19 protein-coding genes are annotated in these 22600 nt (G+C 59.9%); 13 read left to right on the forward strand and 6 right to left on the reverse strand.

From position 1 onward, the window contains the following. Window positions 1-57 precede the first annotated feature (57 nt). Window positions 58-1293 carry a sterol desaturase family protein gene (locus CEC48_RS01535; RefSeq protein ID WP_088422121.1) on the forward strand — a complete coding sequence of 412 codons (1236 nt, stop codon included), beginning with the start codon at window positions 58-60 and terminating at the stop codon, window positions 1291-1293. On the opposite strand, the gene CEC48_RS01540 is transcribed toward CEC48_RS01535, so the two are convergent. Next, window positions 1274-1912, reverse strand: a complete 639-nt coding sequence (locus CEC48_RS01540) for a DedA family protein (RefSeq protein WP_088422122.1) — start codon at window positions 1910-1912, stop codon at window positions 1274-1276. The two genes, CEC48_RS01535 and CEC48_RS01540, sit on opposite strands and share 20 nt — an antisense overlap. A 229-nt stretch (window positions 1913-2141) precedes the next feature. On the opposite strand from CEC48_RS01540, the gene hemB reads away from it, so the two are divergent. Both hemB and ppk1 read left to right on the forward strand, forming a co-directional pair. Continuing rightward, the gene (gene hemB, locus CEC48_RS01545; RefSeq protein WP_088422123.1) at window positions 2142-3155 is read left to right on the forward strand and encodes a porphobilinogen synthase; all 1014 of its coding nucleotides are present in this window, start codon (window positions 2142-2144) and stop codon (window positions 3153-3155) included. A gap of 18 nt (window positions 3156-3173) precedes the next feature. After that, complete coding sequence (ppk1, locus tag CEC48_RS01550; protein ID WP_088422124.1) at window positions 3174-5396, forward strand: polyphosphate kinase 1; 2223 nt, start codon at window positions 3174-3176, stop codon at window positions 5394-5396. A 138-nt stretch (window positions 5397-5534) separates the two neighbouring features. Here the strand turns inward: ppk1 and ppx are convergent, their stop codons facing one another. Further along, window positions 5535-7037 carry an exopolyphosphatase gene (gene ppx, locus CEC48_RS01555; RefSeq protein ID WP_003214007.1) on the reverse strand — a complete coding sequence of 501 codons (1503 nt, stop codon included), beginning with the start codon at window positions 7035-7037 and terminating at the stop codon, window positions 5535-5537. Between the two features lie 480 nt (window positions 7038-7517). Here ppx and CEC48_RS01560 point away from each other — a divergent pair, with 480 nt between their 5' ends. From CEC48_RS01560 to CEC48_RS01575, 4 genes are all read left to right on the forward strand, one after another. Continuing rightward, window positions 7518-8165, forward strand: coding sequence for a DUF1120 domain-containing protein (locus CEC48_RS01560; RefSeq protein ID WP_088422125.1), 648 nt, complete (start codon window positions 7518-7520; stop codon window positions 8163-8165). Window positions 8166-8282: 117 nt separating this feature from the next. Continuing rightward, entirely contained in the window at window positions 8283-8999 is a 717-nt protein-coding gene (locus CEC48_RS01565) for a fimbria/pilus chaperone family protein (RefSeq protein ID WP_256579640.1), read from the forward strand. Window positions 9000-9096: 97 nt separating this feature from the next. Next, window positions 9097-11535, forward strand: a complete 2439-nt coding sequence (locus CEC48_RS01570; RefSeq protein ID WP_088422127.1) for a fimbria/pilus outer membrane usher protein — start codon at window positions 9097-9099, stop codon at window positions 11533-11535. A 25-nt stretch (window positions 11536-11560) separates the two neighbouring features. Then, window positions 11561-12088 (forward strand): hypothetical protein, encoded by a 528-nt coding sequence (locus CEC48_RS01575; RefSeq protein WP_088422128.1) that lies wholly within the window; start codon window positions 11561-11563, stop codon window positions 12086-12088. Here CEC48_RS01575 and CEC48_RS01580 read toward each other — a convergent pair. The 4 genes from CEC48_RS01580 to CEC48_RS01595 are packed head-to-tail and all read right to left on the reverse strand — an operon-like array spanning window position 12060 to window position 14906. Continuing rightward, complete coding sequence (locus CEC48_RS01580) at window positions 12060-12797, reverse strand: amino acid ABC transporter ATP-binding protein (RefSeq protein WP_088422129.1); 738 nt, start codon at window positions 12795-12797, stop codon at window positions 12060-12062. The two genes, CEC48_RS01575 and CEC48_RS01580, sit on opposite strands and share 29 nt — an antisense overlap. Continuing rightward, the gene (locus CEC48_RS01585) at window positions 12784-13434 is read right to left on the reverse strand and encodes an amino acid ABC transporter permease (RefSeq protein WP_088422130.1); all 651 of its coding nucleotides are present in this window, start codon (window positions 13432-13434) and stop codon (window positions 12784-12786) included. Before CEC48_RS01585 ends, CEC48_RS01580 begins: the two co-directional genes overlap by 14 nt. Continuing rightward, complete coding sequence (locus tag CEC48_RS01590) at window positions 13431-14099, reverse strand: amino acid ABC transporter permease (protein WP_003213995.1); 669 nt, start codon at window positions 14097-14099, stop codon at window positions 13431-13433. The genes CEC48_RS01585 and CEC48_RS01590 overlap by 4 nt, the downstream gene beginning before the upstream one ends. Window positions 14100-14120: 21 nt before the next feature. After that, the gene (locus CEC48_RS01595) at window positions 14121-14906 is read right to left on the reverse strand and encodes a transporter substrate-binding domain-containing protein (protein ID WP_088422131.1); all 786 of its coding nucleotides are present in this window, start codon (window positions 14904-14906) and stop codon (window positions 14121-14123) included. Window positions 14907-15160: 254 nt separating this feature from the next. Here CEC48_RS01595 and CEC48_RS01600 point away from each other — a divergent pair, with 254 nt between their 5' ends. From CEC48_RS01600 to CEC48_RS01625, 6 genes are all read left to right on the forward strand, one after another. Further along, a complete protein-coding gene (locus CEC48_RS01600) occupies window positions 15161-15856 on the forward strand; it encodes a FadR/GntR family transcriptional regulator (protein WP_088422132.1) in 696 nt (231 codons plus the stop codon). 121 nt (window positions 15857-15977) lie between these two features. Continuing rightward, window positions 15978-16307: a thioredoxin TrxA gene (trxA, locus tag CEC48_RS01605; RefSeq protein WP_088422133.1), complete on the forward strand. Its 330-nt coding sequence runs from the start codon at window positions 15978-15980 to the stop codon at window positions 16305-16307. Window positions 16308-16543: 236 nt separating this feature from the next. Then, window positions 16544-17803, forward strand: a complete 1260-nt coding sequence (gene rho / locus CEC48_RS01610) for a transcription termination factor Rho (protein WP_008438874.1) — start codon at window positions 16544-16546, stop codon at window positions 17801-17803. 156 nt (window positions 17804-17959) lie between these two features. Then, window positions 17960-19945 carry an acyltransferase family protein gene (locus tag CEC48_RS01615; protein WP_088422134.1) on the forward strand — a complete coding sequence of 662 codons (1986 nt, stop codon included), beginning with the start codon at window positions 17960-17962 and terminating at the stop codon, window positions 19943-19945. 89 nt (window positions 19946-20034) lie between these two features. After that, window positions 20035-21501, forward strand: coding sequence for a 4-hydroxy-3-polyprenylbenzoate decarboxylase (ubiD, locus tag CEC48_RS01620; RefSeq protein ID WP_088422135.1), 1467 nt, complete (start codon window positions 20035-20037; stop codon window positions 21499-21501). After that, window positions 21501-22469 (forward strand): CDP-6-deoxy-delta-3,4-glucoseen reductase, encoded by a 969-nt coding sequence (locus tag CEC48_RS01625; protein WP_088422136.1) that lies wholly within the window; start codon window positions 21501-21503, stop codon window positions 22467-22469. The genes ubiD and CEC48_RS01625 overlap by 1 nt, the downstream gene beginning before the upstream one ends. Window positions 22470-22600 lie beyond the last annotated feature (131 nt).

Genomic DNA, 22600 nt, shown 5'->3' on the forward strand with positions numbered 1-22600 from the left:
GGGATATCCAGCCGCTACACCTACTCTAGATGTAACAATAATTGACCGGACTTGCCCATGGACTTCGTCCCTTACGCGGTACCGTTTTTCATTGCCTTGATCGTGGTCGAGCTGCTGGCCGACTACCGGCGCGGCCAACGCAATTACCGGGTGGCCGACGCCATCAACAGCCTCAGCACCGGCGTACTGTCCACCACCACGGGGCTTTTGACCAAGGGTGTGGGCATCCTCACCTACGCCTTCGCCCTCAAACACCTGGCAATCATCGAGCTTTCGGCACAGAGCGTCTGGACCTGGGTGTTCGCCTTTGTGTTCTATGACTTCTGTTACTACTGGCTGCATCGCTGTGGCCATGAGCGCAACATCCTCTGGGCGGCCCACTCGGTGCATCACCAGAGCGAGGACTACAACCTCAGCACCGCCTTACGCCAGACCAGCACCGGCTTCCTGTTGAGCTGGATCTTCTACCTGCCGTTGGCCGTGCTCGGCGTGCCGCTGGTGGTGTTTATCAGCGTGGCGTCCCTCAACCTGCTGTATCAATTCTGGGTGCATACGCGCCATGTGCCCAAGCTCGGCTGGTACGAGTGGTTCTTCGTCACGCCGTCCAATCATCGGGCCCACCATGCACAGAACGCTCTCTACATGGATCGCAACTACGGCGGGGTGTTCATTATTTGGGACCGCCTGTTCGGCTCCTTCCAGGAAGAAGACGATAACGAGCCAGTGATCTTTGGCGTGACCACCCCATTGGCCAGTTGGAACCCGCTGTGGGCCAACCTGCAGTTTTATGCGCAGTTGTGGAGTGACGCGCGGCGTACCGAGAGTGGGTGGGACAAGCTGCGTATTTGGTTTATGCGCACCGGCTGGCGCCCGGCGGACGTGGCGGCGAAGTACCCGATGGCCAAGCCGGACTTGAGCCAGTTCCGCAAATTTGAGGTGCCGCTGGACGGGCGCCAGCAGATTTACGTCGCCCTGCAGTTTGCTGCTTACGTGGGTTTTGGCAGCTATTTGATGAATTTCGGCGAGGGCTTGCCGACTGCTGCCCTGGTGTTGGGCTGGAGCGCGATGGCGTTGGGGTTGTTCACCCTGGGGGTGGCGTTGGAGAATCGCCCGTGGGCGTTGAAGGCTGAGCTGGTGCGCCTGGCACTGAATGTGCCACTGGTGTGGCTGGCGCCGCTGGTGGGGCTGTGGCCGGCCAGCTCGTTGGGCTGGCTGGGCCTGGTCAGTTACAGCTTGCTCAGCGGCATCGGCCTTTACTGTTGCAGAGACCGGCTTACTCGACTGGCGTCGTAGGCTTTTCGGCTTTTTCAGGTTCGCCAGCAGCCAGGCGAACCTTTTCCGCGGCGCAGGCTTCGCGGGTCAGGCGGGCGTTCTTGATGCGCCGGCGTATCCACAAGCCAAGGCCCAGCACCAGCAGTGCGCCCAGCACCCACAGCTCGTACTTTTTAACGCTGCCCAGCATGCCTTCCAATACCGCACCGAAATGGTAAGCCGCAGCTCCCAGCGCAGCGGCCCATACGGCGGCGCCAATCCCGTTCAGCAGCAGGTAGCGACCCGGCGGGTAGCCCGACAAACCGATGGCCACCGGCATCACCGTGCGCAAACCGTAGACAAAACGGAAGCTCAGCACCCAGATGTCCGGGTGCTTGCGGATATGTTCCAGCGCGCGATCGCCCAGCAGTTGCCAGCGCGGCTTGCGTGCCAGCAGCTTGCGGCCGTGCTTGCGTCCCAGGAAGTACCACAGCTGGTCGCCGGCGTAGCTGCCGCAAAAGGCAACGACCACCACCAGGTTGATATCCATGTATCCACGGAACGCCAGGAAGCCTGCGAGAACCAGAATGGTTTCGCCTTCGAAGAAGGTGCCTAGGAACAGCGCAAAGTAGCCGAAGTCATGCAGAAATTGTTGAAGCATGGTCTGGGTGCTGGCGAAATGAACGCGCAGCCTACGCCTTCGTGAACATTCATGAAAGTATCGAGATGTGTCACGAAGTGAACAATTCCTACATAAACGACGAATGCGACTACAGGTCACATGGCGGTTGCCTTACGGTGTATGAGCTAACCACAACTGTAATTCCTTCGTCATAATGGTCGCTTATAACTGTCACGCTCGCCCGTCAAGCCGGGCTCAGGAGTCTGCCGTGAGCTTTACCCCCGCCAACCGCCTCTTTCCCGCCACCCGTTTGCGTCGCAATCGCCGTGATGATTTTTCACGTCGCCTGGTGCGTGAAAACGTCCTGACGGTGAATGATCTGATCCTGCCGGTGTTTGTGCTGGACGGTGAGAATCGTCGGGAAGCGGTAGCGTCGATGCCGGGTGTGGAGCGCTTGACCATTGATTTGCTGCTCGAAGAGGCGGCGAACTGGGTCGAGCTGGGGATTCCGGCGCTGGCGTTGTTTCCGGTCACACCTTCTGAACTCAAGTCCCTGGACGCCGCCGAAGCCTGGAACCCGGACGGCATCGCCCAGCGCGCCACCCGCGCCCTGCGCGAACGCTTTCCGGAGCTTGGGGTGATCACTGACGTGGCCCTGGACCCGTTCACCACCCACGGCCAGGATGGCATTCTCGACGAAGAAGGCTATGTTCAGAACGACATCACCGTTGATGCGCTGGTCAAGCAGGCCTTGTCCCACGCCGCAGCGGGCGCCCAGGTGGTGGCACCGTCAGACATGATGGACGGCCGCATCCAGGCGATTCGCGAAGCCCTGGAGCTGGCCGACCACGTCAACGTACGCATCATGGCTTACTCGGCCAAGTACGCCAGCGCCTACTACGGCCCGTTCCGCGATGCGGTGGGCTCGGCGCTTAACCTGGGCAAGGCCAACAAGGCCTCGTACCAGATGGACCCGGCCAACAGCCACGAAGCCTTGCACGAAGTGGCAGCGGACCTGGCTGAAGGGGCCGACATGGTCATGGTCAAGCCCGGGATGCCGTACCTCGACATCCTTTATCGGGTCAAAGAGGAATTCAAGGTACCGACCTTTGTCTATCAGGTCAGCGGTGAATACGCGATGCACATGGCCGCGATCCAGAATGGTTGGTTGAGTGAAGGGGTGATCCTTGAATCCCTGACTGCCTTTAAACGCGCGGGTGCCGATGGCATCCTGACTTACTTCGCCGCCCGCGCCGCCCAATTGCTTAGAGAGCAACAATAGCCCTCACAGGAACACTCGATGAATACCGAAGGACTCACAGAAGTTGCCGTAAAAGACGCTCACCCGGTGGTTGAACAAGCCACCGAGACTCCGCCGGAGCTGGAGCCGGCACCGCCTGCCGCAGTGGCTGAAACGCCAGCGCCGGCCCCGGCGATCGCGATCACCAACCTGGATGACAGCAGCCTGTACATCCACCGCGAGCTGTCACAACTGCAATTCAACATCCGCGTGCTGGAACAGGCGCTGGATGAGTCCTACCCCTTGCTGGAGCGGCTGAAGTTTCTGCTGATCTTCTCCAGCAACCTGGACGAGTTCTTCGAGATTCGTGTCGCCGGCCTTAAAAAGCAGATCACCTTCGCCCGTGAACAAGCCGGCGCCGACGGCCTGCAACCGCATCAGGCCCTGGCCCGCATCAGCGAGCTGGTGCACGGCCATGTGGACCGCCAATACGCGATCCTCAATGACATCCTGTTGCCGGAGCTGGAAAAACATAAGGTCCGCTTCATCCGTCGCCGCTATTGGACTGCCAAGCTCAAAACCTGGGTGCGCCGTTACTTCCGCGACGAGATCTCGCCGATCATCACGCCGATCGGCCTCGACCCGACGCACCCGTTCCCGTTGCTGGTGAACAAGAGCTTGAACTTCATTGTCGAGCTGGAAGGTATCGACGCCTTCGGTCGCGACTCGGGCCTTGCGATCATCCCGGCACCGCGCTTGCTGCCACGGATCATCAAGGTACCGGAAGAGGTGGGGGGCGCTGGCGATAACTATGTATTCCTTTCGTCGATGATCCACGCCCACGCCGATGACCTGTTCCAGGGCATGAAGGTCAAGGGCTGCTACCAGTTCCGCCTGACGCGTAACGCCGACCTGGCGCTGGACTCCGAAGACGTCGAAGACTTGGCTCGCGCCCTGCGCGGCGAGCTGTTCTCCCGTCGCTATGGTGATGCGGTGCGGCTGGAAGTGGCCGACACCTGCCCGAAACACCTGTCCGACTACCTGCTCAAGCAGTTCAACCTGAGCGAGACCGAGCTGTATCAGGTCAATGGCCCGGTGAACCTGACGCGCCTGTTCAGCATTACCGGCCTGGACAGTCACCCGGAGCTGCAATACACGCCGTTCACCCCGCAGATCCCGAAACTGCTGCAAAACAGCGAGAACATCTTCAGCGTGGTGAGCAAGCAGGACATTTTGCTGCTGCACCCGTTCGAGTCCTTCACCCCGGTGGTCGACCTGCTGCGCCAGGCCGCCAAAGACCCACACGTATTGGCCGTACGCCAAACGCTGTACCGCTCCGGCGCCAACTCGGAAATCGTCGATGCGCTGGTGGACGCCGCGCGTAACGGCAAGGAAGTGACAGTGGTTATCGAACTGCGCGCGCGGTTCGACGAAGAATCCAACCTGCAACTGGCCAGCCGCCTGCAAGCGGCCGGCGCGGTGGTGATCTACGGCGTGGTCGGCTTCAAGACCCACGCCAAGATGATGCTGATCCTGCGCCGCGAAGCCGGTGAGATCGTGCGTTACGCCCACTTGGGCACCGGCAACTACCACGCCGGTAACGCCAAGCTCTACACCGACTACAGCCTGCTGACCTCCGACGACGCCTTGTGTGAAGACGTCGGCAAGCTGTTCAGCCAGTTGATCGGCATGGGCAAGACATTGCGCATGAAGAAGCTGCTGCACGCGCCGTTCACCCTCAAAAAGGGCATGCTCGACATGATTGCCCGCGAGACCCAGTTCGCCCTCGAAGGCAAGCCGGCGCACATCATCGCCAAGTTCAACTCGCTGACCGATCCGAAGATCATCCGCGCGCTGTACAAGGCCAGCCAGTCGGGCGTGCGTATCGACCTGGTGGTGCGTGGCATGTGCTGCTTGCGTCCGGGTATCGTCGGGGTTTCGCATAACATCCACGTACGTTCGATCATCGGGCGCTTCCTGGAGCACACGCGGGTGTTCTACTTCCTCAATGGCGGCGAGGAGCAGATGTTCCTCTCCAGTGCCGACTGGATGGAGCGCAACCTCGACAAGCGTGTGGAGACTTGCTTCCCGGTGGAAGGCAAGAAACTGATCATGCGGGTCAAGAAGGAGCTGGAGAGTTACCTCACCGACAACACCCACAGCTGGAGCCTGCAGTCGGACGGGCGCTACGTGCGCAACACGCCGACCGGCAACCAGAACCCGCGCAGCGCCCAGGCGACGTTGCTGGAGAAGTTGGGCAGCCCGATTCTGACGGTGAATTAATCAAGGTATACGCGGGCCCATGTGGGAGCGGGCTTGCTCGCGAAGGCGGAGTGTCAGTCAACAGATTCATCGACTGATCCACCGCTTTCGCGAGCAAGCCCGCTCCCACATTTGTTTTGTGGCGTTATATAGATCGTATCAGCGCACGTTCAGCGTAAACCCAACCCGCGTCAGCCACTCGGCTTCTTGAGCGAAATCCGCCTGGGTCAGCTGGTTTTCATCCAGCCAGTTTTTCGGGAACACCACATCCAGGCTGTCGGCATTGGCGCGCAGCACCACTTGCGGCATTTCCTGGGTACCACGGATGTGGTGGAACAGGATCGCAAAGCGCAGCAGTGCACACAGGCGAATCAGCTTGATGCCCTCGGCACCGAACTCGGCAAACTTGTCCCGGGGGATATTGCGGCGGTGGCCGCGTACCAGCAGTGCGAGCATCTGCTGGTCTTCACGGGAGAAGCCCGCCAGGTCCGAGTGTTCGATCAGGTAGGCGCCGTGCTTGTGGTAATGGTAGTGGGCGATGTCCAGCCCCACTTCATGGACCTTGGCCGCCCAGCCCAGCAGTTCACGCCAGACGCCGTCTTCCAGGTCCCAATCCGCTGCGACCTGATCGAAGGCATGCAGCGCCTTGCGCTCAACCCGCGCCGCTTGTTCCAGGTCGACGTGGTAACGCTCCATCAACGAGCTGAGGGTGCGTTCACGGACGTCTTCATGATGATGGCGGCCCAGCAGGTCGTACAGCACGCCCTCACGCAGGGCGCCGTCACAGTGGTCCATGCGTTGCAGTTCGAGGGCATCGAAAATCGCTTCGAGAATCGCCAGGCCCGCCGGGAAAATCGTGCGACGGTCAGGCTTGATGCCTTCGAAGTCGATCTTCTCGGCATCCCCCAGCTTGAACAGCTTGCGCTTGAGCCAGGCCAGGCCTTCGGCATTGACCTCGCCGGTGCCGTGGCCGCCAGCCTTGAGCGCCAGGCCGATGGCGCGGATAGTGCCGGACGAGCCGATGGCCTCATCCCACGTCAGGCGGTGCAGGGCGTGCTCGATGCTCATGATCTCCAGCCGCGCCGCCGTATAAGCCTGGGCGTAGCGGGCCGGGGTGATCTTGCCGTCCTTGAAATAGCGTTGGGTGTAGCTGACGCAACCCATCTGCAGGCTTTCGCGCAGCAGCGGTTCGAAGCGCTGGCCAATGATGAACTCGGTACTGCCACCGCCGATGTCGGCCACCAGGCGCTTGCCCGGTGTATCGGCCAGGGTGTGGGACACGCCGAGGTAGATCAGGCGCGCTTCTTCACGGCCGGAGATGACCTCTACCGGGTGCCCGAGGATCTCCTCGGCACGGCGGATAAATTCGCCACGGTTGCGGGCTTCACGCAGGGCGTTGGTGCCGACGATCCGCACGGCACCCGGGGGCATGCCGTTGATCAGTTGGGCGAAGCGCTTCAGGCAATCGAGCCCGCGCTGCATGGATTCTTCATTGAGCTGACGCTCGTCGTCGATCCCGGCAGCCAGTTGCACTTTCTCGCCGAGCCGCTCAAGGATGCGGATTTCGCCGTTCTGGGCCTTGGCCACGACCATGTGAAAGCTGTTGGAGCCCAGGTCGATGGCGGCGATCAGGGACAGATTCTTGGCTTGGGATTGCGGCATGGGTAAGGGGTCTCGGTCGATAACCTCGCCATCGTGCCACGATCAACCGCTGACGCCAACGCGTAGTGCTCCGCGAATTCTCCTATAGCTGTCCGGGAGCAAGATTTGTAGGAAATGTAGGGCGATTACTTTTGCGTCTGACGTTAAGTCCGAAGGGTATATAGGAAATAATTAATTTCCTCGATTTAGATGTGTTTACTGAATTTGCCTACGTTGGCGTATTACTTGTCCGGTCGATATGTTGCTCAGGACTACCGGCAGATCGGTTTGGAATGACAATCACTTTTTACTGCTCTGACAGTAGTTAAGGGTTTGTCTTATTCTTTCTCTGGGTATTAAAGAGCGAGACTGTCACTCGGCAATTCGGCCGTGGTGCTATTTATTTATGGTTTTGTATTTCAAGGATGAAGTGCGGTAGGGCAGTGGAGCGGCCCTGGCGATAATAAAAGGCGCCTGATAACTTTTAGTGACAGGTTGAACATGAAGAAAATATTGGGTTTGACGATGGGCGTTGTTTGCCTGGCTGCAAGTATTGGTGCTCAAGCGACGACAAATGCACAGTTGATTGTCAGGGGCACGATTATTCCCGGCGCCTGCAATCTCAGCCTGGGCGCTGGCGGAATTATTGATTACGGCCCGATTCTCTCTGGTGAGTTGTCGCCGACGGCCTTTAACACCCGCGAAGAAAAGATCACCTCGCTGGTCGTCAATTGCGGTACCACCCCAGCGCAGTTCGGATTGACCCTTACCGACCTGCAAGCCCACACCAAAGTCCCGGGCATCTTGGGCGCTGGTTACACTGAGGCGCAAAATTATGGCTTGGGCGCCGAAGGCTCACGGCGTACCGGTGGTTACTCGGTCACTCTCCGGGACCTCAGGGCTGCGGGTGTAGTTCTGAATCCGATCATGCGGGTCGGCGGCGGGGCTTGGCAGAACAGTGATGGCAAAGTGGCCCAAACCCCCAGTCAATATTCGTGGCGCAACGGGGTGACTATTGTACCGGCCCGTATTGCGCAACTGACAGGGACACTCGCAGTAAAGGCGGTTATCAACCGGGGGCAAGACTTAAACCTTACCCAGGATATTACGCTCGATGGGCGCACTACTCTCGTATTGAATTACATCTAAACGCCTGAAACAGCCGGTATTGAAACGGAAGTTTCTAGAAGTTTTCCGTTTCCTATCGGCTGCGCTCATCGGTTTATTTGTTGGGTAACTGTTACTTTTAATGTGCGGGAGAACTCGGTGAGTAGTCTTTCAAGGGGCACTATGGCGCTGCTGTGGTGTGCAAGTTGTGCTTTATTTTTTTCCTGCATGGCAGTAGCAGACGGTATGCAGCCCGAAACAACGGTTGTCGTTCTTTATGAAGAGGATGGAGAGGCGACGATCAACATAAGAAACACGGATGCCGGCCCTGCGCTACTTCATTCGGTCATTGAGAATATCCCCGAGGACCAGGAACCACTGTTGATTGTCACGCCGCCCATTACCCGCGTAGAAAGCGGCGAAACGCAGCTTGTGCGTTTTATCGGTACTCTTAAAGAGCCCCTCAAGACCCAGCGGTTGAAGCGTATTTCGTTCGAGGGGATTCCCCAGGCGCGTGCACCGGGGGGCACCACCATCGGAATTACCCTACGACAGAACCTGCCGCTGATCCTGCACCCGAAGGGGTTGCCCCGGCATCAATCGCCGTGGGAGTTGCTCAAATGGAAGCGGGAAGGCGAGCAACTGACCGTTCATAACGACAGTGCCTACGTAGTTCGCCTGGGACTGGAAGTACAACTGCACCCGCAAAAGCACCTGGCCATCTTGCCGCGGACCTATATTTTGCCCGGGGAAGTACTGATCGCCCAGGTTGACGGATCATTAACGGGCGTGGCTTCGGTCGAGTTTCATCCGGCCACGGTCTACGGGTATATGGTCGACAGCTACCGCGCCGCTCTTGTTGCTGATGCAGGTTGAGCGTGCCATGAGAACAATGAATATCGCAGGGCTGCGGCCCTCGCGCCAACCAGTTGTCAGCTCCCCGGTTTTCTGGGTTTGCCGTACGAAGATTTTCATGGGGCTTGCAACGCTATGGGGCCTGCCCGGCTACGCCCCGGCGATTGAGTTGGGGGAGGGCTTTGATCTTGCCGCCTTGACCAGTCATGGGATTGACCCGAAGGTCTCTGATTACTTTCGCAGTGCCGCGCGGTTTCGTGAGGGGGTCCATGTGGTGGGCCTGCGAGTCAACGGAGCCCCGCTGGGGCTGGTGGATGCGCGCTTCGATTACCAGGGGCAACTGTGCTTTACCCGCGGGCTGCTGGAAAAGGCTGGTTTGTGGGTGCCCACTGCAGTGATTCGCCAGGGGATTGCGCCGGATCAGGCTTGTCATGACTTTCTCGGCCAGTATCCCGCGACGATGGTGAGACTGCGCCCTGGCAGCGATGAGGTCTCGCTGGTGGTGCCGACCCAGTCCTTGCGCGAGCCAGAATGGGAGCCCGGGAGTTTTTCCCAGGGTGGGGCCGCGGCCTTGTTCAACTATGATGTATTGGCGTTCGATACCCGCTCGCGCGGGGCGCCCAGCCGTTATGTATCTGCTTATACCGAGGCGGGGTTCAACCTGGGTAACTGGGTTGTCCGTAGTCGTCAGTTCTATGTTTCCGACAATGGCAAGACCAGCACCGAGCATGTGCATGCTTATGCCCAGCGCGATATTGCCGCGTTGCGGTCGACGTTCCAGGTAGGTCAAATTTCCAGCAACAATCCGGTATTTGGCGGAATTCAGCTGTCGGGCGTGCAGTTTTCCCCAGACGGACAGTCTCGAACGCCCTCTGCTGGCAACGCCGTGGTGGTCGAAGGTCTGGCCCAGGGCCAGTCGCGTATCGAAGTGCGCCAGGCAGGTGTGTTGATTCACACCACGCTGGTGCCGGATGGGCCATTCAGGCTGACTGGCTTGCCGTTGCTTAATGGCACCAGCGACCTTGACGTAACCGTGATTGACGTCCGGGATGCAAAGCGCAGTTTCGTGGTGCCGGCAGCGTCCTTTCGAGGGATGGCCCCGGTAACGCCTGGTTATTACTTCTCCCTTGGCAAAGTGCGCGAGCGCTCAACCGACGACATTGAGCAGCCGGTAGTTGCCATGGGCAGCGGGACCTGGGGTGTTGGGCGGGGTGCATCGGTGGGTTTCGGATTGCTCAGTACCGATGACTATCAAGCCGCAGGCGGCACCCTGAGCAGCGTCTTTTTCCAGCGGGTTTCCGTGGGCCTGCGCCACAATCTTTCCCGTGACGGGCTGGACGAATTATCCGGAGCACGCAGCACGCTGTCCCTTAGCAGTCCGTTGGTCGCCGGTATCGACATCAGCCTGAGCGCCACCACACAGACCCGGGGTTACCGCGAGGTACTGGAAGCGGGACAGTCATCAAGGGTCGATGATCTGGATGCCCGCTTCAAGAATCAGTACACGGCGGGTTTGAGTTGGGCCGAGCCGTCACTGGGTGGCTTCTCAATCAGCTATACCCGCAGCTCACAATTTGACGGACAAGCAACCGGGCATCTGTTTGCCTCGTGGAACAAAACGTTCAGTGGCGCCGATGTTTCGTTGATTGCCGATTCGCAGGTCGGCGGATCGCAGTCGCGCAATCAAAACGGTTTTGTCAGGAGTCGCCGTGAGGAGCAGGGGCCGGGAGGCGTGTCGATGCGGCTTCAGGTCAGCGTCCCCCTGGGAGAAGACCGTCGCCTGAGATCCTACGCCAGCCGTCGTGGCGACAGGTTCGATGTGGGCACCGCGCTCAGTGAACGGGTCAATGAGTATGTGAACTATGAGGTGGGTGCGGAGCGGGATGTTGCCGAGCGTGAGCAAACGGTTCGCGGCCATGTGGACGTGATGCCGCGCTATACCCGTGTCGGGCTCGGCGTGAGCCGCGACCCGTTGGGCACCAGTTATACCGGGCAACTGCACGGTGGCGTTGTGGCCCATGAGCGCGGGCTGACGTTCTCGCCCTACAGCGTTCAAGACACCTTCGGCATCCTCTCTGTGGGTGATATTGGCGCCGCCAGGGTCGCGACCCCTCAGGGGCCGGTCTGGACGGACTACCGAGGGCATGCGGTGATTGCCGGCCTGCCGGCCTATACCAGCAGTCGCATTGAGGTACAGACCCAATCCCTGCCCAAGCGCGTCGATCTGAAGAACGGTACCAAGGTCCTCGCCGCCGGTCGCGGGTCCTTCAATACTGTGGATTTCGATGTGGTGAAAGTTCGCCGCGTACTGCTTGAAGCGCAAGACGAACAGGGGCGTCCTCTGCCTCAAGGCGCCTCGGTGTTCAGCAAGGACAATACCTTCCTGACCAGCGTCGTGGGGGAGGGAATGATCTTCCTGAACAATCTCAGTGAGCAGCAAACCCTGCATGTCTCACTGCCAGACTCAAGCATCTGCCTGTTGCACCTGAACCCTGAGCAAGAGATCAACGATGACAAACTCTACGAAACGGCTGGGGCGGTGTGTGTTGCCCGCTGAGCCTGGAAGCCTGCGGCTGGGGCTTATGCTGTACCTCTTGCTCTTTGTAATCGCCATGGCGAACGAGGCGCGTGCTGATACGTGTCGACTGTCCTTGAGTCAGCCGCGGATTGACTATGGTCCTGTTCGGCATGGGCAGCAGGATAGCCAATCGGTGTCCTTGGGCACGCGTACCCTGCACCTGAACGTTGTCTGTGCTGATGCGTCGGTGATGGCGTTGCGATTTAGCGGCGTGCCAGCGGATGGCCAGGGATTCCGCTTTGGTCGCCAGGGGCAATTCACCCTGAACCTCAAGCACGCCCAGGTCGATGGCCAGGCTGTTGAATGGGCAGTCGCCCACTTGCCCGGCGAACCTGCCACCGGGCGCCTTTTGCCTGGCCAGACGCTGGTTGCGCGAGCGGCAGGAGTGCCAGTGGCAGGCCGTCGGTTGACGGCCCAGGTGGATGTTGATGCCCGCCTGCCTTCCGCCGCCCTCGGGGTACGCAGCGAGACGCTGCTGGAGGGCCTGGGAAACCTTGAGCTGGTCAGCCTGGCTGTTCCACCGAACCGATGAAATTGGCCAGCTCGGCGGTCTGCGGGTTGGCAAACAGGATTTTCGGGTCGCCGACTTCGTGCACCTTGCCTTGGTGCATGAACACCAGCTTGTCACCCACTTCCCGAGCAAAACGCATCTCATGGGTGACCATGATCAGTGTCATCCCATCCTTGGCCAGCTGGCGCACAACGCTGAGCACTTCGTTGACCAGTTCCGGGTCCAGGGCCGAGGTGATCTCATCGCACAGCAACACCTTGGGCGACATGGCCAGTGCCCGGGCGATCGCTACCCGCTGCTGTTGGCCGCCGGACAAACGATCGGGAAAGGCGTCAAACTTCTCCCCCAACCCCACCCGCTCGAGCATTTGTCGCGCCAGTTGCGCGGCCTTGGCTTTAGGCACTTTTTGCACGACTTGCGGGGCGAGCATGACGTTTTCCCCCACGGTCAGGTGCGGGAACAGGTTGAACTGCTGGAACACCATGCCGACTTTCTGGCGCAAGGTACGCAGGTCGGCGCGGGCGGCGTCGAGGTATTCGCCGTCGACCTCAATCACCCCGTCGTTGATCGACTCCAGGCCATTGAGGGTGCGCAGCAAGGTGGATTTACCCGAGCCGCTGCGGCCGATGATCGCGACCACCTGGCCTTCTTCTACCGTCAGGTCGATGCCCTTGAGTACATGGTGATCGCCGTAATACTTATGCAGGGCGGAAATTCTAAGCAGAGGCATGCAGTCTCCTTTCCAGGTAGCGCGCACTGAGGGACAAGGGGTAGCAGAGCAGGAAGTAACCGAGCGCTACCAGGCCGTAGACCATGAAGGGTTCGAAGGTTGCGTTGGCGAGCATGCCGCCGGTCTTGGTCAGTTCGGTAAAGCCGATAATCGAGGTTACGGCGGTGCCTTTGACCACTTGCACCGAGAAACCCACGGTCGGCGCCACGGCAATGCGCAGCGCCTGGGGCAGGATCACGTAGCGCAATTGCTCCAGTGGGTTGAGGGCCAGGCTCGCGGACGCCTCCCATTGCCCGTGGGCGATGGAGTCGACGCAGCCACGCCAGATCTCGGCCAGGTAGGCGCTGGTAAACAGGGTCAAGGCAATCGCTGCCGCCAGCCAGGGCGAAATATCCACGCCGAGCAAGGCAACGCCGAAGAACACCAGGAACAGCTGCATCAACAGCGGCGTGCCCTGGAACAGTTCGATGTAGGTACGCGCGACGTTGCGCGTGAAGGCCTTGGTGCTGATACGCATGGTCATCACCAGCAAGCCGATCACGCCGCCGCCGATAAACGCCACCAGCGACAGCAGCAGGGTCCACTGCAAGCCGGTGAGCAGGTTGCGCACGATGTCCCAGAAGGAAAAATCACTCATCGGGCATTCCTCATCACATAGCGCCGGCCGATCCAGTTCAGCAGTTGGCGGATCATCAGTGCCATGCACAGGTAGACCAGAGTGGTCAGCGCATAGGTTTCAAAGGCACGGAAGTTGCGCGACTGGATAAAGTTGGCGGCGAAGCTCAGCTCCTCGGTGGCGATCTGCGAGCAGACCGCCGAGCCGAGCATCACGATGATGATCTGGCTGCTCAGGGCCGGCCAGACCTTGCCCAGTGCCGGCAGCAGCACCACATGGCGGAACGCCTCGAAACGCGTCATCGCCAGTGCTGCCGCCGCTTCCAGTTGCCCGCGAGGGATCGCCTGGATCCCGGCGCGGATGATCTCGGTGGAGTACGCCCCCAGGTTGATCACCATCGCCAGTACCGCTGCCTGCCATTCGGTGATTTTCAGGCCGAGGGACGGCAGGCCGAAGAAGATGAAAAACAACTGCACCAGGAATGGTGTGTTGCGGATCAACTCGACATACACCCCGAAGATCCAGCTGAACGGCTGGATCTTCCACGCCCGCACCACCGCGCCGACGATTCCCAGCGCTACACCCAGCACTGCGCCGATGGCGGTCAGCTCAAGGGTGAACAGCGCGCCGCGCAGCAACAGATCGGTATTGGCCAGGACCGGCACAAAGTCGAATTGATAGGCCATATCTAACCCTCGTTACCGCGATCAGAGATCAGCCGGCAGCGGCTCTTTGAGCCACTGCATTGCATTTTTTCCCAGGCTGCCGTCGGCCTTGGCCGCGACCAGGATCTGGTTGACCTTGTCCAGCAGCGCCGGCTCGTTCTTGTTCACGCCCACGTACACCGGCGAGTCCTTGAGCTTCACTTTCAGTGCCGGCACGCGCTTGGGGTTGCGCTCGCTGATGGCCACCATCACCACGTTGCCGCTGGCGATCAGGTCCACCTGGCCGGCCAGGTAGGCGGCGATGGTCGAGTTGTTGTCTTCAAAGCGTTTGATTGTGGCTTCTTTAGGCGCAACGGCAGTCAACTCGATGTCCTCGATGGCGCCACGGGTCACGCTGATGGTTTTGCCCTTGAGGTCGTCAACCGTGCTGATCGGTGCATCCGGCGGGCCGAACACGGCGAGGTAGAACGGCGCGTAGGCCCTGGAGAAGTCGATGACCTTCTCGCGCTCGGCGTTCTTGCCCAGGCTGGAAATCACCAGGTCGACCTTGCCGGTCGTGAGGAACGGGATGCGGTTGGTGCTGTTGACCGGGGTCAGTTCAAGCTTGACCTTGAGCTGGTCGGCCAGCAGTTTTGCGGTGTCGATGTCCAGGCCGCGGGGTTTCATGTCCGGGCCCACCGAACCGAACGGCGGGAAGTCCTGAGGCACGGCCACCTTGAGGGTGCCACGGGCGACGATATCGTCCAGACCGTTGGCCTGGGCGGGCGCCTGGCTCAGCATCAGGCTGGCAAACAGGGCAGTGAGCAGGGCGCTGCAACGCTTGGTCATGGCAACTCTCCGAAAAGGACGAAAGGATTTTCTGAGTGTTGCCAGTGCACAGCCCATGCCAGCACTGCCCTTATTAGCTGGGAGGCCAGTGGCCGTTGAGTTTCCGCGGTCTTACTGGTCTGAACAGTTGATAAGCTTTTTGCACCCTTTTCGAGCGTCGACAAAACCTCGCGAGCCCCTTTGGGGCGTGGCTTGCCGGGCGCCGCGAATAGCTTTACAACTAGCCGCTCAGTTGACTGGAAACTTGAGTTTTTATGAATTCCATCGCCCAAGCCGTACCGGAAGTGGCGCTACAAGCCATTCGCAAATTGATCGCTGACGAGGGCTTCGGGCCGGGCGATGCATTGCCCTCCCAGCGTGATTTGGCGCTGCAATTGGGCGTGAGCCGGGCCTCATTGCGTGAAGCTTTATCATCGCTCAGTGCATTGGGCGTGGTGAGTGTGCAGCCGGGCAAAGGCGTGTTCGTGCAGGCTGCCGAAGAACTCCCGGGGTTGGCCTGGCCGTTTACGGCGCAGGCAACGCCGCTGGATATCTTTCAACTGCGCTACGCCCTGGAGGGTTTTGCGGCGGGGTTGGCAGCGGTGACGCTGACCACCGATGAGCTGGACATCCTGGAAGATAATGTCGAGGCGATGCGCAAGGAGTTAAAGGCCGGCGACTTTGAAGCAGCGGCCCGGCTGGACTTCGAATTCCACCGGCGCATCCTGCTGGCCAGCGGCAATCAGGCGATGGTGAGCATCCTCAGTGCCAGTGCCGAGGTGTTTCTGGAGAGCCAGAAGCTACCGTTCATCCGGCCGGAGCGGGCCATGGAGACCTGGCAGGAGCACCGCAAGATCCTCCGTGCACTGGCCCGGCGCGCCAGTGGGGCGGCGCAGAAAAGCATGCAGGAACACGTACGTAACGCGGCACTGCGTACCGGCATTGCGTTCATCACTCCCGTGACCCCTTGAGTTGGGCTATACCCAAACTCATGCACCACCATAGCAAGAGTCAATCAGCTGCGGCTTCCTGAACGGGGGAAGGGCGGCTATGATGGGCAACGTTTTTTTTGCTTACAATCCGGAGACATCCATGAGCAACGATCTTATCAAGCACGTCACCGACGCGACCTTTGAGGCCGAAGTACTCAAGGCTTCTGGCCCGGTGCTGGTTGACTACTGGGCTGAATGGTGTGGCCCATGCAAAATGATCGCTCCGGTCCTGGACGACATTGCAACCACCTACGAAGGCAAGCTGACCATTGCCAAGCTGAACATCGACGACAACCAGGAAACTCCGGCCAAGCACGGCGTGCGCGGTATTCCTACGCTGATGCTGTTCAAGGACGGCAATGTCGAGGCCACCAAGGTTGGCGCGCTGTCGAAGTCCCAGCTGCAAGCTTTCCTCGACGCGAACATCTAAGCGTCGTCAAAAAAAGCCCCGCAAATAGCGGGGCTTTTTCGTAAAACAGGGCTAGACGCTCCCAAACTCAGGTGGTACATTCGGCCCCGCACTGGTTTCTCCACTGCCCCCTGCAAGCCGTCGCCGACGCTCTCCTTTTCGATTAGTACGCGATCCTGTCGCCTTCTCTGCGGCGCGGCCTCATTAAGCCAAAAGCTTAATTTCCCCCCCTCCATAAATGATTACGTCATTCCTATATGAATCTGACTGAACTCAAGCAAAAGCCGATTACCGAACTGCTCGAATTGGCCGAACAGATGGGCATAGAAAATATGGCCCGTTCGCGCAAGCAGGACGTGATTTTCTCCCTGCTGAAAAAGCACGCGAAAAGCGGCGAGGAAATCTCCGGTGATGGCGTGCTGGAGATTCTCCAGGACGGCTTCGGCTTCCTCCGCTCTGCAGACGCCTCCTATCTCGCCGGCCCAGACGATATCTACGTCTCGCCGAGCCAGATCCGTCGCTTCAACTTGCGCACCGGTGACACCATCGTTGGCAAGATCCGCCCACCAAAGGAAGGCGAGCGTTATTTCGCCCTGCTCAAGGTCGACACGATCAACTACGATCGTCCCGAGAACGCGAAAAACAAGATTCTCTTCGAGAACCTGACCCCGCTGTTCCCGACCGTGCGCATGAAGATGGAAGCCGGTAACGGTTCCACCGAAGACTTGACCGGTCGTGTTATCGACCTATGCGCCCCGATCGGTAAGGGCCAGCGCGGCCTGATCGTTGCACCGCCGAAAGCCGGTAAGACCATCATGCTGCAGAACATTGCAGCGAACATCGCCCGTAACAATCCTGAAGTTCACCTGATCGTGTTGCTGATCGATGAACGTCCGGAAGAAGTAACCGAAATGCAGCGCACCGTGCGCGGCGAAGTGGTTGCCTCGACGTTCGATGAGCCGCCAACCCGCCACGTGCAGGTTGCCGAAATGGTGATCGAGAAGGCCAAGCGCCTGGTCGAACACAAGAAAGACGTGGTGATTTTGCTCGACTCCATCACCCGTCTGGCTCGTGCCTACAACACCGTGATCCCGAGCTCCGGCAAAGTACTCACCGGTGGTGTCGATGCCCACGCCCTAGAGAAACCGAAACGTTTCTTCGGCGCTGCGCGGAACATCGAAGAAGGCGGCTCGCTGACCATCATCGCCACCGCGCTGGTTGAAACCGGCTCGAAGATGGATGAAGTGATCTACGAGGAATTCAAAGGTACCGGCAACATGGAACTGCCTTTGGACCGTCGTATCGCTGAGAAGCGTGTGTTCCCGGCCATCAACATCAACCGTTCCGGCACGCGCCGCGAAGAGTTGCTGACCGCCGACGACGAACTGCAGCGCATGTGGATCCTGCGCAAGCTGCTGCACCCGATGGACGAAGTTGCGGCCATCGAGTTCCTGATCGACAAGCTGAAAACCACCAAGACCAACGACGAGTTCTTCTTGTCGATGAAGCGCAAGTAACACGACGCTTCAGGTCCAAAAGAATGGCGCCCCTCGGGGCGCCATTTTTTTTGTGTCAAAAAAGGGAGGTTTGAGTTCCGCGCGTGTCAGTTAAGAAACAAAAAGGCGACCGCCATGCCGGTTGCCGTGCTTTTGACCTGACCGGCCTACTGATTTATGACCACCCTTGTTTACCGAAGAGACATCGATGGCCTGCGCGCCATAGCTGTTATTGCTGTTGTACTGTTTCATTTTGGCGTGCCGGGATTCACCGGCGGTTTTGTCGGTGTCGACATTTTTTTCGTGATCTCCGGTTATTTGATCACCTCGATCATCTGGCGCGAGCGTGAGGCCGGTCGCTTCAGTTTCGTCGACTTCTGGGCCCGGCGCGCCCGGCGCATTCTGCCGGCACTCTTCGTAATGATGCTCGGCACGTTGCTGGTGGGATGGTTTCTGCTGGCGCCCAAGGACTACAGCGAGTTGGGGCGCTCGGTGCACAACCAAGTGGTGTTTATCTCCAACCTGTTTTTCATGCGCCAGGACGGCTATTTTGATGTGGCTTCCGACCTCAAGCCGTTGCTGCATACCTGGTCGTTGTCGGTTGAAGAGCAGTTCTACATCATTTTCCCTCTGCTGCTGACGCTGCTGTCGAGCCGGCTCAAACACTGGCGCACGGCGCTGTTCGGATTGTTGCTGGTGTCTTTCGGGATGAGCGTGTGGGCGGTGGCCCACTCTCCGGAAAAAGCTTTTTTCCTGTTACCGATGCGGGCCTGGGAGCTGTTGGCGGGTGCAATGCTGGCGGTAATCCCCGCGCGGGATTACCGCCCGAGCCTCGCATTGGCGCAGGTTGTCAGCCTTGCCGGCGTGGGGCTGATCTTGCTGGCCGTCTTCACCTATGACCCGAGCACTCCATTTCCCGGCGCGGCGGCGTTGTTGCCGGTGATGGGCGTGGTGTGTCTGATTTGGGCGAACGGCCAGCAAACAACCCTGGCGGGCAGGCTGCTGGGTAGCCGTTTGCTGGTGGGCATTGGCCTGATTTCGTACTCCTGGTACCTGTGGCATTGGCCGGTATACGTGTTTGGCAAGTACGCCAGCGTCGAAGGGCTTGCCCCTTGGGAGCTTGGTTCGCTGTTTCTACTGAGCCTGGTCTTGGGTTATGGGTCCTGGCGGTTTGTCGAGGCGCCGTTCCGCGAGCGTCGGTTGTTGGCAGGGCGCAGGCAAATCCTGGCGGTGGCGGGTATCGCGCTTCTTGGGCTGGGACTGCTCGGCAAAAGCCTGGTCTGGACAAATGGCCTGCCTTGGCGCCTGTCCCCCGAGGCCCTGCAATTTGCCCAGGCGCGCACGTGGAGTCCAGACCTGATGGCCTGCCTGGCGGACGGGAAGAAAAATCGCCACCACGGGTTTTGTCATTTTGGCCCTCAGTCGGGGCCGACACGCGCGTTGGTTTGGGGCGATAGCCATGCCACCGCCTTGGTTCCGGCCTTGAAAGACGGCGTGAGCAAGTATGGTATCAGCGTCACCCAGGCGGGTTATGCCGGCTGCCTGCCGTTTAACCGCAAAGAAAGCGTTCCGGGTTGCTTGAGTTTTAACCAGCGGGTTACCCAGATGCTGGGTCAGGAAACCTTTAGCGACGTGGTGCTGGTGGCGCGCTGGAGCCTTTATGTTTATGGGCAGCGCGATGGTGACACCGAGGCTTCGCTGCTGAACCCTGCGACCGGAACCTATGACCGTGCCTTCGCCGAGCAGCTTTTCGCCGAAAGAGTGCGCGCGCTTGTGCAGCAATTGCGCGCCGGCGGCCATCGGGTGTGGCTGGTCAAGGAAATACCCCTGCAGGACTTCAGTGTGCCTTATCGCCTCAGCCGCTTGGCAATGCTCGGCCGGCCTACCGATAAAGAGGGAATGCCCCTGGCTGACCATCTCCAGCGCCAGGCCTATATCAGCAGCGTATTCGAGCAAATTGCTGCTGCCGATCCCGGAGTGAAGGTACTGGATCCAGCGCCGAAGCTATGCAGTGTGGGTGGTTGGTGCCGCGTGGAGCTGGACGGTCGATCGCTGTACACCGACGACAATCACCTGTCTGTGGTCGGTTCGCGGTATGTCGAAGGGTTCCTTGAGCCGTTGTTCCAGGCCTTGCGCAATCAAACCCAGGCCTCGTCTCTTTGAGTCTGTGTCGTCGGCAATGCTGCTCAATAAGCTGCCAGCGACCGTAAGAGCAGGTAGGATGTACGCCTATTTTACGGGTGGCATGGTTAATGAAATTCAAGGATCTTCGGGATTTCGTGCAGCAACTTGAGCAGCGCGGAGAGTTGAAACGTATCCAGGTGCCGATTTCCCCGGTGCTGGAGATGACTGAGATTTGCGACCGCACCTTGCGCAACAAGGGCCCGGCGCTGCTGTTCGAAAACCCGGTGGGCTTTGATATCCCGGTGCTCGGCAACCTGTTTGGCACCCCCGACCGTGTAGCGTTTGGCATGGGCGCCGAGTCGGTCAGCGAACTGCGCGAAATCGGCAAGCTGCTGGCCTTCCTCAAGGAGCCCGAGCCACCCAAGGGCTTGAAGGACGCTTGGTCGAAGCTGCCGATTTTCCGCAAGATCATTGCCATGGCCCCCAAGGTCGTCAAGGATGCGGTATGCCAGGAAGTGGTCATCGAAGGCGATGACGTCGACCTCGGCATGCTCCCCGTGCAGACCTGCTGGCCCGGAGACGTCGGCCCGCTGATCACCTGGGGCCTGACCGTCACCAAGGGCCCGAACAAAGACCGCCAGAACCTCGGCATCTACCGTCAGCAAGTGATTGGACGCAACAAGGTCATCATGCGTTGGCTGAGCCACCGTGGCGGCGCGCTGGATTTCCGTGAGTGGTGCGAAAAGCATCCCGGTAAGCCATTCCCTGTTTCCGTGGCCCTTGGCGCCGACCCTGCGACCATCCTCGGTGCCGTGACGCCAGTGCCTGACAGCCTCTCCGAGTACGCTTTCGCCGGCCTGTTGCGCGGCAACCGTACCGAATTGGTGAAATGCCGTGGCAACGACCTGCAAGTGCCGGCCACCGCCGAAATCATCCTCGAAGGGGTGATTCATCCGGGCGAGGTGGCCGATGAAGGCCCGTACGGCGACCACACCGGTTACTACAACGAAGTGGACAGCTTCCCGGTGTTCACCGTCGAGCGCATCACCCACCGGATCAAGCCGATCTACCACAGCACCTATACCGGCCGTCCGCCGGATGAGCCGGCGATCCTCGGTGTGGCACTCAACGAAGTATTTGTGCCGATCCTGCAAAAGCAGTTTCCGGAAATCACCGACTTCTACCTGCCGCCCGAAGGCTGCTCGTACCGCATGGCCATCGTGACCATGAAGAAGTCGTACCCGGGCCATGCCAAGCGGGTAATGCTCGGTGTGTGGTCGTTTTTGCGACAGTTCATGTACACCAAGTTCGTTATTGTCACCGACGACGACATCAACGCCCGGGACTGGAACGACGTGATCTGGGCCATCACCACGCGCATGGACCCCAAGCGCGACACGGTGATGATCGACAATACGCCGATCGACTACCTCGACTTTGCCTCGCCGGTATCGGGCCTCGGCTCGAAAATGGGCCTGGATGCCACCCATAAATGGCCGGGTGAAACCACCCGCGAATGGGGCCGCGTGATCGTCAAGGACGAAGCGGTCACTGCCCGTGTCGATGCGCTTTGGAAAGAATTAGGAATAGATTGATGCGTGTAACCCTGCAGCCTTCCGGTGCGGTACTTGAACTGACGCCCGGCGAGCGGATCCTCGAGGGCGCGCGACGCCTGGGCTACGATTGCCCTCAGGCTTGCCGCAACGGCGTGTGCCACGTTTGCGCGGCGCTGTTGGTGGAAGGCCGGGTGCAGCAAGCCGGTGAGGTGCGCGACCATGGCGAGTTCTATACCTGCATTGCCGAACCGCTGGAAGATTGCATTGTGTTGTGGGATGGCGTGCTGGCGCCGGGAGAGTTGCCAGTGCGCAAATTGTCTTGCCAACTGAGTGAGTGCGTCGAGGTGGGCGGTGACGTGTGGCGTGTGCGCCTGCGGGCTCCGGCCGGCAAGGCGGTGCGCTACCACGCCGGGCAATACCTGATGATCGAGCGGGAAAACGGCGAGAAGTCGGCGTTCTCCCTGGCGTCTGCGCCCCACGCCGGGCGCGAGCTGGAACTGCACGTACTGGCCCGGGAAGACAGTGCCCGCAGCCTGCTGGAGCAGTTGCAGCGCAACCAGATGGCACGCATCGAGCTGCCATTCGGCGACACCCACTTGGCAGAACTGCCCGATGGGCCGCTGGTGCTGATCGCCGCCGGTACCGGCATGGCGCAGATGCACAGCCTGATCGAGCATTGCCGCGCCAACGGCTTCAAGCACCCCGTGCATCTGTACTGGGGCGTGCGTAGGCCTGAAGATTTCTACGAGATAGAGCACTGGGACCAGTGGCTGCAACTGCCCAACCTGTTCCTGCACAAAGTGGTCAGCGACCTGTGCGGCTGGGAAGGGCGCTGCGGGTTGTTGCACGAAGCGGTGTGCGAAGACATCCGCGACCTCAAGGCCGTGCACGTCTACGCCAGCGGTTCACCGGCGATGATCTATGGCACGCTGGATGCCTTGGTCGAGGCCGGCATGGATGCGCACCAGATGCGTGCTGACGTATTTGCCTACGCGCCTCGCCCGTAACGTGTGGCGAGGGAGCTTGCTCCCGCTGGGCTGCGTAGCAGCCCCAAGACAGTTACCGGGTCCTGTCTGAAGGACCGCATGAGCTTTTGGGCCGCTTCGCGACCCAACGGGAGTAAGCTCCCTCGCCACAA

This window comes from Pseudomonas sp. K2I15, from assembly GCF_002204795.1.
Taxonomy (GTDB): domain Bacteria; phylum Pseudomonadota; class Gammaproteobacteria; order Pseudomonadales; family Pseudomonadaceae; genus Aquipseudomonas.